This window comes from Glycomyces algeriensis, assembly GCF_027622855.1.
GTDB classification, from domain to species: domain Bacteria; phylum Actinomycetota; class Actinomycetes; order Mycobacteriales; family Micromonosporaceae; genus Glycomyces; species Glycomyces algeriensis.
Window position 1 is genome coordinate 1 of record NZ_JAPZVR010000008.1, and the last position, 11,743, is coordinate 11,743.

Annotated in this window: 8 protein-coding genes and 1 rRNA gene; 3 read left to right on the forward strand and 6 right to left on the reverse strand. The window is 69.3% G+C overall.

The window, feature by feature from the left end:
* Positions 1-4 precede the first annotated feature (4 nt).
* The 3 genes from rrf (at position 5) to O2L52_RS15825 (ending at position 2,524) form a co-directional block, all read left to right on the forward strand.
* Positions 5-121, forward strand: a 5S ribosomal RNA gene (gene rrf, locus O2L52_RS15815).
* Between the two features lie 379 nt (positions 122-500).
* Positions 501-962 (forward strand): carboxymuconolactone decarboxylase family protein, encoded by a 462-nt coding sequence (locus O2L52_RS15820; protein WP_270116669.1) that lies wholly within the window; start codon positions 501-503, stop codon positions 960-962.
* Between the two features lie 113 nt (positions 963-1,075).
* Positions 1,076-2,524, forward strand: coding sequence for a sugar porter family MFS transporter (locus O2L52_RS15825; RefSeq protein ID WP_270116670.1), 1,449 nt, complete (start codon positions 1,076-1,078; stop codon positions 2,522-2,524).
* A 66-nt stretch (positions 2,525-2,590) separates the two neighbouring features.
* On the opposite strand, the gene O2L52_RS15830 is transcribed toward O2L52_RS15825, so the two are convergent.
* The 6 genes from O2L52_RS15830 to O2L52_RS15855 all read right to left on the reverse strand — a co-directional run bounded on the left by O2L52_RS15830 (position 2,591) and on the right by O2L52_RS15855 (position 11,714).
* The gene (locus tag O2L52_RS15830) at positions 2,591-5,137 is read right to left on the reverse strand and encodes an ABC transporter permease (RefSeq protein WP_270116671.1); all 2,547 of its coding nucleotides are present in this window, start codon (positions 5,135-5,137) and stop codon (positions 2,591-2,593) included.
* A 4-nt stretch (positions 5,138-5,141) separates the two neighbouring features.
* Entirely contained in the window at positions 5,142-5,909 is a 768-nt protein-coding gene (locus O2L52_RS15835; protein WP_344474408.1) for an ABC transporter ATP-binding protein, read from the reverse strand.
* Between the two features lie 279 nt (positions 5,910-6,188).
* A complete protein-coding gene (locus tag O2L52_RS15840; RefSeq protein WP_270116673.1) occupies positions 6,189-8,720 on the reverse strand; it encodes an ABC transporter permease in 2,532 nt (843 codons plus the stop codon).
* A 2-nt stretch (positions 8,721-8,722) separates the two neighbouring features.
* Positions 8,723-9,433, reverse strand: a complete 711-nt coding sequence (locus O2L52_RS15845; RefSeq protein ID WP_309299882.1) for an ABC transporter ATP-binding protein — start codon at positions 9,431-9,433, stop codon at positions 8,723-8,725.
* Between the two features lie 371 nt (positions 9,434-9,804).
* On the reverse strand, positions 9,805-10,482 hold the full coding sequence (locus tag O2L52_RS15850) for a response regulator (RefSeq protein ID WP_270116675.1): 678 nt from the start codon (positions 10,480-10,482) through the stop codon (positions 9,805-9,807).
* Positions 10,479-11,714: a sensor histidine kinase gene (locus tag O2L52_RS15855; protein ID WP_270116676.1), complete on the reverse strand. Its 1,236-nt coding sequence runs from the start codon at positions 11,712-11,714 to the stop codon at positions 10,479-10,481. The genes O2L52_RS15850 and O2L52_RS15855 overlap by 4 nt, the downstream gene beginning before the upstream one ends.
* Positions 11,715-11,743: the final 29 nt, after the last annotated feature.

Here is an 11,743-nt window from a genome sequence, read left to right on the forward strand (position 1 = left end):
TTTGTTTGGTGGTGAGAGCGGAAGTGACACACCCGGTCCCATTCCGAACCCGGTCGTTACGGCTTCCAGCGCCGATGGTACTGCACTCGAGAGGGTGTGGGAGAGCAGGACACCGCCAAACATTTACGTAAAGGAAAGGCCCCCACCTCACGGTGGGGGCCTTTTCGCATGCTCTGATTCAGGAAGAAGTCGAGAGCGCGTCTCTCATCCTCGCCACACCGACTCCGATGCCGAAGATCGCCCCTGTCACCAGGAATGTCAGTAGCGAGACGGTCACTAGCGCGATCGCGATTCCGATCGCACCTACGACGCTGAAAAATGTGCTCACGTGGCCTCCTCCGTTGCAGGCTCGACGACTGGGGTACTTGCCCTCCCTGTATTGTCCCACATCGCTGGATAGGACGTAGCGGGCGTCACAAGTTAGTTAGGTCACAGTAGTGGATAGAGATTCAGTTTCGCGTCTTCCTGGCACAGGGCTGCCATCGTCGGCTTCGCGGCGGTTGGCCGCTGTCGGGAGGGATCCGATCAACCTGCATCGAGCACTCGCGCATGCGCCGGCGCTGCTGGCACCGGTGCTCGACCTCATTCATGCGCTGCGGTTCGACGCGGCGGTGTCACGCGGGCTCCGTGAGCTGATGATCTGCCGCATCGCTCAGCTCGAGGACTCCGCATACGAACTGGCGCATCATCTTCCGATGGCGGCCGAGTCCGGTCTGGACTCCGAGCAGCTCGGGGCGCTCGAGCGGTGGCGTGAGGCCGAATGCTTCAGTGCGCCGCAGCGGGCAGTGCTCGGGTACGCCGAGCACCTGGGTGCCGGGGCGGCGCGTGACGACGCGGCGCTCGACGCGTGCTTCAGCCCGTCCGAGCAGACCGAGCTCACGGTCACCGGGGCCACGTACATCGCGTTGGCGCGGATGCTGCGGGCACTCGATGTGCAGATCGACGAGGGACTTTCCGGTTGATCGCATGCCCGGCGGGGTAAGGCTGATTGCGGCAAACAGTGATCTACAGGGCGAATCCATCTTAGGATTTCGGCACGTATGGTACCGGTTCGAGTCGGCAGCGGGAGTGAATGATGGCCACGGACAATGACGGTCTGAAGCGCGGGGCGCCCCAGGTGGGCACTGCTTCGGCGGTGTTCGTCTCGATCGCCGCCGCTCTCGGCGGGTTCCTGTTCGGGTACGACACGGCCGTGATCAACGGGACCACCGGCGCGCTCGAGACGCAATGGGGGATCGGCTCGGTCGAGACCGGTGTGGTCGTCTCCTCGGCGCTCCTTGGTTGTGCGGTCGGCGCCTGGTTCGCGGGCTCGCTCGCGAACAAGTTCGGGCGGCCGAGGGTCATGATGCTCGCGGCGGTCATCTTCTTCATCACCTCGCTGGGCAGTGCCTTGGCGACGGGACCGGTGGACTTGACCGTCTGGCGTGTGGTCGGCGGTCTGGCGATCGGTGCGGCGAGCGTCATCGCTCCCGCGTACATCGCCGAGATCGCGCCGGCGCACCTGCGCGGGCGGCTCGGTTCGCTGCAGCAGTTCGCGATCGTGCTCGGTATCTTCTCGGCGCTGCTGGTGAACTACGGCATCCAGGCTTCTGCGGGCGGCGCGAGCGGTGAGGTCCCTTGGGGCGGTACGGCTTGGCGGTGGATGTTCGCCGCGGCAGCGGTGCCGGCGTTCGTGTACTTCATGTGCTCGCTGAACATCCCCGAGTCGCCGCGGTACCTCGTGGCGAAGCACCAGGAGGACAAGGCCAAGGAGATCCTGGTCAAGTACGTCGGCGGGGACGTCGACACGAAGATCGTGGAGATCCGGGAGTCGCTCCACAGCGACCGGCCGCCGCGCATCTCCGATGTGCGCGGTCCGCGCTTCGGGCTCCTGCCGATCGTGTGGGTGGGCATCTTCCTGTCGATGTTCCAGCAGTTCGTCGGCATCAACGTCATCTTCTACTACTCGACCTCGCTGTGGCAGTCGGTCGGGTTCAGCGAGAACGACGCGTTCCTCACCAGCGTCATCAACTCGATCGTGAACATCGCCGGTACGATCCTCGCGATCTACCTGGTGGACAAGGTGGGCCGCAAGAAGCTCCTGATGTGGGGCTCGATGCTCATGTTCATCGCGCTCGGCACGATGGCGCTCATCTTCGCGACGGCGAACGTGGACGCGGAGAACAACCCGGTGCTCGGCGACGCCCAGGGCGTCATCGCGCTCATCGCGGCGAACGTGTTCGTCTTCGGGTTCGCGTTCACCTGGGGCCCGGTCGTGTGGGTGCTGCTGGGGGAGATGTTCCCCAACCGGATCCGCGCCTCGGCGCTCGGTGTGGCCGCGGCTGCGCAGTGGATCTCGAACTGGCTCATCACCGTCACGTTCCCGGAGCTCGCGCAGACCGGCCTGTTCCTGGCGTACGGCCTCTACGCGGCGTTCGCGCTGATCTCGTTCTTCTTCGTGGGCAAGATGATCAAGGAGACCAACGGCGTCGAGCTGGAGGACATGGAGGCGCTCGATTCGGGCTCCTACAAGTCCGGCATGTGACACGCGCACAGCAATGAGGGCCGCCCCTTCCGGGGCGGCCCTCATTCGTTTCCTTGCGGTGAAACGCTATTCGTAGGCGATCGCGCCCAGGATGTTGGTCTTCGCGGCTCTTGCCGCAGGGGCGATGGCGGCGAGGAGTCCGACGAGGACGGCCGCTGCCAGGTACCCGGCGATGAGCGTGACGGGGACGGCGAAGACGTCGACGCCGCTGTCGGCCAGCGCGTTCTGGAGCGCCCAGCCGAGCCCGAGGCCTACGGCGATGCCGAGGACCGCTCCGAAGAGGGCGATGGTGACGCTCTCGACGATGACCATGCGGACGGTCTGCCCGCGGGTCATGCCGATCGCCCTGAGCATGCCCAGTTCGCGGGTGCGCTCGAGGACCGACAGGATCAGCGTGTTGACGACGCCGATGACGGCGACGATCATCGCCAGGCCGAGGAGCAGCTGGATCGCGATGATCGCGAAGTCGAAGAACACCGTGACCTCGGCGACGAACTCTTCGTGGTTCTGGGCGCTGACCTCGGGTTCTCCGGCGAGCGCGTCGTCGACGGCCGCGGTGACGGCGTCGATGTCGGCGCCGTCGGCCACGTCGACCAGGGCCATCATCGGCTTGGTCGTGTAGAACTCCTCGACGTAGGCGGGGGAGACGTACCAGCCGTCGGTGTTCTCGTTGTCGGCGAGGATCGCGCTGACGGTGAACTCGTGCGCTTCGGTGCCGCGGCTGAAGGTGGCGTTCACGGTGTCGCCGATGCCGACGCCGAGCTCGTCGGCGGCCGACTGGTTGACGGCGATCTCGTCGTCGGCGAGTGCCCCGGTGCCGCCGTCGGCGATCTCGCCGCCGAAGAGGTCGACGATCCCGCCGAAGTCGGTGGTGGTGTTGACGTACTGCTCGGTGCCGTCGATGTCGGCGATGTCGTAGTAGACCTCCACTGCGGCTTCGACGTCGTCGATGGCGCGGATGTCGTCCATGACCGCGGGGTCGAACGACGCGGGGAGCTCGGATACGGCCGGGCCGGTGACGAAGAGCTCGGCCTTGACCGCTTCGCCGAAGTAGTCCTCGATGCTGGCCTTTACGCTGGTGAGCAGGGTCGCGGTCGCGGTCACGAGGGTCACGCCGATCATGAGCGCGGAGGCGGTGACGGCGGTGCGCCGCGGGTTGCGTCCGGCGTTTCGGCGGCCGAGCTTCCCGGCGAAGTTCCACGACCACAGCCGGCCGAGCGCCCCCACGAGGGGCTTGGAGAGCCAGGCGGTGAGCATGGTGACGCCGACGAATACCAGGCCGGCGCCGACGGCGGTGCCCGCGAGGTCGGCTTTGTCGCCGCCGAGGTTGTGGGTCAGGCCCAGGGCCATGGCCGCGCCGCCCGCGAGGGTGACGATCGTGCCGGTGACGGTGATGCCCGTGATCGGCCGGTCGGCCTTGGCGGCGGCGCGCATCGCTTCGACGGGCGGGACCTTGGAGGCCCTGACGGCGGGGACGAGGGCGGCCAGCACGGTCACGCCGATCCCGACCGCCAGCGCGGCGAGGATGGCGGTAGGCGGCACGGCGACGCTGACCTGGCCCGCGTCGAGGAACGAGTTCGCGATCGCGGCGGTCAGGCCGGCGCCTCCCGCGACGCCCACGGCGGCGCCGACGACGGCGGCCACGGTGCCGAGGATGAGGGCTTCGGCGAGGATCGAGCGCACGACCTGGCCGCGGCCGGCGCCGATGGCGCGCATCATCGCGATCTCCTTGAGGCGACCGGCGATGACGATCGAGAAGGTGTTGGCGATGAGGAACACCGAGACGAACACGGCGATGAGGCCGAAGCCGAGCAGGAAGTTGCCGACGAGCCCGGTCAGCTCGGCGGACTGGGCGGTCGCCTCGGCGTTGTAGTCCTCCCAGGTCCTGACCTGCGATTCGGCGCCGACAACGGGTTCGAGTGCGGCGGCGAGGTCGTCGGCGTCGGTGCCGGGGGCCGCCTGGATGGCGAGGGCCGAGTAGGCGTCCTCGCCGTCGAAGAGGAGGCGCTGGGCTTCGGCGGTGGTGAAGGTGATCTCGGTGCCGCCGCTGATGGAGTCGCGGCCGCCGGAGTAGCCGTAGACGCCGACGATCTCGTACGCGGTCTGGTCGGTGGTCGGCGTGTACGCGGTGACCGTCTCGCCCAGGCCGAGGCCGGAGTCGGCGGCGAACTTGGCGGAGACGGCGACTTCGCCGTCAGCCTCCGGGGCTCGGCCGTCCCGCAGTTCGCGGTCGTGGGCCTCGTCGGCCCAGTTGGCGGCCATGGTGGGGGCGAGCCCGCCGACGACCTTGCCGTTGTCGCCGATGGCGCTGATCGTGCCGGAGACGGTGAGGCCGATCCGTTCGACGCCCTCGGTGGCTTCGACGTTGGCGAGGGTCTCGGCGGAGACGCCCTGCTGGATCAGGCTGTCGCCCCGGGATTCGGGTGCGACCGGTTGGACGAGCACGTCGGAGCCGGCGAACGACTCGGCGTTCAGTGCATCCACAGTGGCCTGGATGGAGGCGGTCAGGACCAGGGCGGCGGCGATGAACGCCGAGCCGAGGACGACCGCGAGACTGGTGAGCGCGAGGCGGGCCTTGCGGGCCGCCATGCCCTTGAGTGCGGCGCGGAGCATGGGGTCAGGCGGCCTCTCCGGCGAGCGGGACGCGGGTCTCGAAGCCGCGCATCGTGTCGATGACGTCGTCGGCGGTGGGATTCGGAAGGTCGCGGACGATCTGCCCGTCAGCGAGGAACACGACCCGGTCGGCGTAGGCGGCGGCGGACGGGTCGTGGGTGACCATGACGATGGTCTGCCCGAAGTCGTCGACGGACTTGCGCAGGAAGCCGAGGACCTCGCCGCTGGAGCGGGTGTCGAGGTTGCCGGTGGGCTCGTCGGCGAAGACGACCTCAGGGCGGGTGGCGAGGGCGCGGGCGCAGGCGACGCGCTGCTGCTGGCCGCCCGAGAGCTCGGTCGGCTTGTGCGACAGGCGTTCCTGGAGGTCGAGGGTGCGGATGATCTGGCTGATCCACGCCGGGTCGGCCTTCGCGCTGGCGATGGAGGCCGGGAGGAGGATGTTCTCTTCCGCCGTCAAGGTGGGGAGCAGGTTGAACTGCTGGAAGATGAAGCCGATCTTGTCGCGGCGGAGCTTCGTGAGGGCCTTGTCGCCCAGGCCGGTGATGACCGTGCCGCCGATGTCGACGGTGCCGCGGTCGGTGGTGTCGAGGCCGGCGAGGCAGTGCATGAGCGTCGACTTGCCCGAGCCCGAGGGGCCCATGATGGCGGTGAACTGGCCGGAGGCGAACGCCACGGACACATCGCGCAGGGCCACGACCTGGGCTTCGCCGGAGCCGTAGGCGCGCCACAGTCCGGTGGCGGTGACGGCGGCGCGGCTGTGCTGCTGCTGCAGACCGGGGGTCCGCTGCGGGGCGTGGGGAGTGCTGAGTGGCACGGGAGCGCCTTTCTGATCGGGTGTCTTTCCTGTTGCCACAAGGCTATTGAGCGCCGCTCCCGGGCGCTTCGGTCCGCGGGCCGGAGTTCCGTCCTCCCCGAGGCGGAGCCTCCGGCGCCGGGTCGGCCGAAAGACGGAGCCCGGAACGGCCCGTGGCTCGGCCTTCCGGCCGTCCCCGGGCAGACGGGAGGGGCGGCGTCTGACAACGCCGCCCCTCACCTGGTTTCCGGTATGAAGCTATTCGTAGGCGATCGCGTTCAGCACGTTGAGCTTCGCCGCGCGGGCCGCCGGGGCGATCGCCGCGAGGAGGCCCACGGCCACGGCCGCGACCAGGTACGTGACGATGAGGGCCCACGGGAGCGCGAAGCTCGTCAGGCCCTCCTCCTCGAGCGCCTGCTGCACGGTCCAGCCGAGGCCGATGCCGACCGCGATGCCCAGGACCGCGCCGAAGAGGCAGATGATGACGCTCTCGACGGTGATCATGCGCCGGGCCTGCCCGCGGGTCATGCCGATCGCGCGGAGCAGCCCCAGTTCCCGGGTGCGTTCGAGGACCGACAGGACCAGGGTGTTGACGACGCCGATGATCGCGATGATGATCGCCAGCGCGAGCAGGATCTGCACGGACGCCAGGAGGACGTCGAGCTGACCGGTCTGCTGCTCCACGAACTGGGCGTTGTTGGTGACGCTCACTTCGGGCTCGTCGGCGAGGATGTCCTCCACCTCGGACTGGACCGCGCCGACGTCGGCGCCGTCGTCGACCTGGATGTACGCCTGCATCGGCTTCGGCACGGTGAAGTTCGGGATCTGCGCCGGCGAGACCCACCAGCCGTCCGTCAGCTGCGAGTCGTCGAGGATCGCGGTGACCTGCAGCTGCGCGGTGACGTCGTTGGCGAACGCCACTTCGACGGTGTCGCCGAGCGCCAGGCCCCGGTCTTCGGCGGCGGACTCGTTCACCACGAGGCCGTCGTCCGGGAGGTTCTCGACCGACCCGTCCGCGACGGTGCCGCTGAAGATGCCGAGGCTGGTCGGGAGGTCCTCGCTGGCGTAGAGCATGGTCGGCTCGGCGTCGATCTCGGCGCCGAAGAACTCGCCGTAGAGGTCGCCGACCGCCGCCACGTCGGGCAGGGCCTTGATCTCGGCGAGTGTCTCGGGCATGAACGTGGGGATGTTGGCCCCCTGCTGCCCCATGACGATGAGGTCGGACTCGAGGTTGGAGTCCGTGAGCTCCGTCGTGGTCTCCTTGAAGCTGGAGACGAGCGTGGCGATGCCGGTGACGAGTGCGACGGCGATCATCAGCGCGGACGCGGTGATCGCGGTGCGCCGCGGGTTGCGTCCGGCGTTGAGCTTGCCGAGGCGGCCCGCGAAGGACCACGACATGACCGCGCCGAGCAGCGCGACCAGCGGCCGCGACAGGATCGGCGTGAGCAGTGTGATGCCGACGAACGCGATGCCGACGCCGCTGAGGAACCCGCCCAGGCCGAGGTCGCCGAGGTTGTCGGTGAGGCCGAGCGCGATCAGCACGCCGCCCACACCGGTGACCGCGAGGCCCGCGATGGTGATGCCGCGCAAGGGCTTCGGCGGGTTGACGGCGTCGCGCATCGCCGCCACCGGCGGCACGCCGGAGGCCTTGATCGCGGGGACGAACGCGGAGAGCACGGTGACGCCGATGCCGACGGCGAGCGCCCACAGGGCCGTGGCCGGGACCTGCAGCTGGACCGCCAGGCCGCCCATCACGGTGGAGCTGACCAGCTGGGACAGGCCCCAGCCGAGCAGGACGCCGAGGCCGAGGCCGAGGATGGAGGCGATGACGCCGATGACGGCGGCTTCGGCGAGGACCGAGCCGACGACCTGGTTGCGGGCCGCGCCGATGGCGCGCAGGAGCGCGAGTTCGCGCTGGCGCTGGGCGACGATGATCGTGAAGGTGTTGATGATGAGGAACACCGAGACGAACACGGCGACGAGTCCGAAGCCGAGGAAGATGTAGCCCATGATGTCGGCGACCGCGGCGAAGCCCTGGGCGGCTTCCTCGCTGGCCTCTTCGCCGGTCTGGACGCGGTAGTCGGAGCCGATCGCGGCGGCGATGTCGTCGGTGGAGGCGTCGCCGCCTTCGACGTAGATCGCCATGTAGGCGTCTTCGCCCTGGGCGAGCAGGCGCTGCGCCTCGGTGACGGTGAAGCCCATCTGGGTCTCGCCGGCGATGGAGTCGCGGTCGCCGCTGAGGCCGAAGACGCCGACGATCTCGTACTCGGCGCGGTCGGCGGTGTAGGAGTAGGCGGTGACGGTGTCGCCGATGTCGAGCCCGGCGTCCTTCACGAACTGGGTGGAGACGATGACCTCGTCGTCGGCCTGCGGGCTGGTGCCGTCGCGGATCTCGTTGAGGCCGGTCGACTGGTCGTTCCAGTTGAAGCCGATGGTGGGGGCGAAGGCGCCGACGAGCTTGCCGTCGTCGCCGATGGCGTTGATCTGGCCGGAGACGTCGCCTTCGGCGGATTCGACGCCGTCGACGCCGCGGACGGTCTCGAGGACGTCGCCGGGGATGAGGGTCGCGCTGGGCGTGTTGCCTTGGGCGGCGGCGGGGTCCTCCGCGGAGGACACGACGGCGTCGACGTCGGTGAAGGCGTCGGCGATGACGCCGGTGACCGACTTCTCCATGGTGGCGGTGAGGATCATCGCGGCGGCGACGAACATCGTGCCGAGGACGACGGCGAGGCTGGTGAGGACGAGGCGGGCTTTGCGGCTCGCCATGCCCTTGAGGGTGGCGCGCAGCATGGCTAGGCGTGCTCCCCTTGTGCGGCGGCGACGAGCTCTTCGAAGTGCTTCATCTTGTCGATGACCTTGTCTGCGGTCGGTTCGGACATGTCCTCGACGATCTGGCCGTCCGCGAGGAAGACCACGCGGTCGGCGTAGGCGGCGGCGGACGGGTCGTGGGTGACCATGACGATGGTCTGCCCGAAGTCGTCGACGCTGGTGCGCAGGAAGCGGAGCACTTCGGCGCCCGAGCGGGTGTCGAGGTTGCCGGTGGGCTCGTCGGCGAAGACCACTTCGGGGCGGGTGGCGAGGGCGCGGGCGCAGGCGACGCGCTGCTGCTGGCCGCCCGAGAGCTCGGTCGGCTTGTGGGAGAGGCGGTCGGCCAGGTTGAGGGTCTTGATGATCTGGTCGAGCCAGGCCGGGTCCGCCTTGGCCCCGGCGATGGCCGCGGGCAGGGTGATGTTCTCTTCGGCGGTGAGCGTGGGGAGCAGGTTGAACTGCTGGAAGATGAAGCCGATCTTGTCGCGGCGGAGCTTCGTGAGGGCCTTGTCGTTCAGGCCGGTGACGGCGGTGCCGCCGATGTGGACGGTGCCGCGGTCGGTGGTGTCGAGGCCGGCGAGGCAGTGCATGAGTGTCGACTTGCCCGAGCCCGAGGGGCCCATGATGGCGGTGAACGCGCCGGATTCGAACTGGACCGAGACGTCGCGGAGAGCGACGACCTGGGCCTCGCCCATGCCGTAGGCCTTCCAGAGGCCTTCGGCTGATACGGCGGTGGTCTTGACGGGGGATGTGGTGGACACGACGCTCTCGCTTTCGGTGCAGGTGTCGATGTGCCGAGGGATATCGGTGTGTGTTTGGTTTCCCGGTCCGCGAGACGCCGCTCGCGAAGTCGTTGTGCCAGAGGAGCGCTGACTAATGACGTCGGCTCGCCTGATTGTGACATCATACCTGATGTCATTCGGCGTCGTGGCGCTCATGGCCATGTTCGACGATATTGGACGGCGGGCAGGCGCGCATCCGCTTCGCGGACGGTCTTCGTCTACGTCGAGAGGCGGAGTCGGGAGGCGAGGCGCGGTACCGGGGTAGGACGGACCCGGGGGCGGCCTCAGTCGGTGCTGCCGGGCTTGACCAGGCCGCTCTCGTAGGCGAGGACGACGGCCTGGACGCGGTCTCGGACGCCGAGCTTGGTGAGCAGGTGGCCGACGTGGGTCTTCACGGTGGTCTCGCCGACGGTGAGGGTCTCGGCGATCTCCGCGTTCGTGAGGCCTTTCGCCAGGAGCAGCAGGACCTCGCGCTCGCGGGCGGTCAGGCAGTCGACGATCGCGGGCTTGACGTCGCCGTCGCTGCCGCGGTGCTCGGCGAAGCGCCCCAGGAGGGTCGAGAGGATGTGCGGCGCGACGACCGCGCCTCCCCTGTGGACGGTGCGGATGGCCTCGACCAGGTCCGCGGCGGGCGCGTCCTTGGTGAGGAACCCTGCCGCGCCGGCCCGCAGCGCCCCGACGACGTACTCGTCGAGGTCGAACGTGGTGAGCACGAGGACCCGGGTGGGCAGGTTGGCCTGCACGATGTCGGCCGTGGCGGCGACGCCGTCGCGGCGGGGCATGCGGATGTCCATGAGCACGACGTCGGGCACGAGCCGCCTGGTGAGGTCGAAGGCCTCGACGCCGTCGCCGGCCTCGCCGACGATGTCGATGTCGGTCTCGGCGCCGAGGACCATCTTGAAGCCCGCGCGCAGCAGCTGCTGGTCGTCGGCGAGGAGGAGGCGGATCGGCCGGTCGTTCAACGTATGACTCCCTGGAGGTGGGCGTTCTTGGGGAAGCGGGCCTCGACGAGGTAGCCGCCGCCGGGCCGGGGCCCGGCTTCGAGGGAGCCGCCGTACAGCGTGGCGCGCTCCCGCATGCCGATGAGGCCGTGGCCGCCGGAGAACCCCGAGACGACGGGAGCGCCGTGGCCGGAGTCGCCCACGGAGATCCGGAACTCGGCGTCGCCGTAGTCGACCACGACGCCGGCCCTGGCCTGCGGCCCGGCGTGCTTGATGGTGTTCGTGAGGGCCTCCTGGGCGATGCGGTAGACCGCCAGGCTCACGCCCGTCGGCAGCGGGTACTCCTCGCCGCGGACGGTGTAGCGCACCGGCAGGCCGGCGTCCTTGGTCTGCGCCACCAGCGCCCGCAGCGAGTCCACTGTAGGCTGCGGCTCGAGGTCGGCGCTGCCGCCTTCGTCGCGTCCCTGCCGCAGCACGGTGAGGATGTCCCGCATCTCCCGCAGTGCGGTGCGCGCGGTCTGGTTCACCGTGGTGAGCGCGTCCTCGGCCGCCTCGGGGTCGTGGCGAAGGACCCGCTTGGCCCCTTCGGACATGACCCCGATGACCGAGATGTGGTGGGCGACCACGTCGTGCAGCTCTCGGGCGATGCGCCGCTGCTCGTCCGCGACGGCCTGCGCCGCGAGCGCCTCCTGGCGCTCCTCGGCGAACCGGGCGCGCTCGGAGAGCTCCACGACCTTCTCGCGCCGGTTGCGGATGACCCAGCCGATCCAGAAGACGGTGGACGCCAGGGCGATGTTGAGCATCGTGATCAGGGAGCTCGTGAGGTGGTCCCCGCCCCTGAAGGCGGCGGACTGCACGAACAGCACCACCGGCACCCAGATCGCGGCAGCGGCCACCAGCGCCCGGGGAAGCGGCAGGTACGCGGCGGCGGTGTAGGTGAGGACGAACATGCCGACGCCGCTGTCCATCACCATGCCCTCCAGCGGCGCGACGAAGAACGCGACGCCCATGACGAGCAGCGACAGGACGATGCCGCCCCACAACCACGCGCGGCGCAGGCTGATCGCGGCGAACGGGACGGCCATGAGCCCGGCCTGGGCCCAGGTGAGCGTCAGGTCGGGGGTGAGTGCCGCCGAGACCCCGTAGAAGCCGAGGTACCCGGCGGCGGAGACGATCGCCAGGAGCGTGTCGGCCAGGAGCGGCCGCTCGCGGATCCGGCGCTTCAGGCGTGTGAAAGTGGAGGCGGCATGCACGCTCTACACCGTATCCGCCGTTCCCGCCC

What these genes read in the sequence shown, in the direction of transcription:
- O2L52_RS15825 (WP_270116670.1), top strand. Translation starts at nt 1,076, where the DNA reads ATGGCCACGGACAATGACGGTCTGAAGCGCGGGGCGCCCCAGGTGGGC.
- O2L52_RS15830 (WP_270116671.1), bottom strand. Translation starts at nt 5,137, where the DNA reads ATGCTCCGCGCCGCACTCAAGGGCATGGCGGCCCGCAAGGCCCGCCTC.
- O2L52_RS15840 (WP_270116673.1), bottom strand. Translation starts at nt 8,720, where the DNA reads ATGCTGCGCGCCACCCTCAAGGGCATGGCGAGCCGCAAAGCCCGCCTC.
- O2L52_RS15845 (WP_309299882.1), bottom strand. Translation starts at nt 9,433, where the DNA reads ATGGGCGAGGCCCAGGTCGTCGCTCTCCGCGACGTCTCGGTCCAGTTC.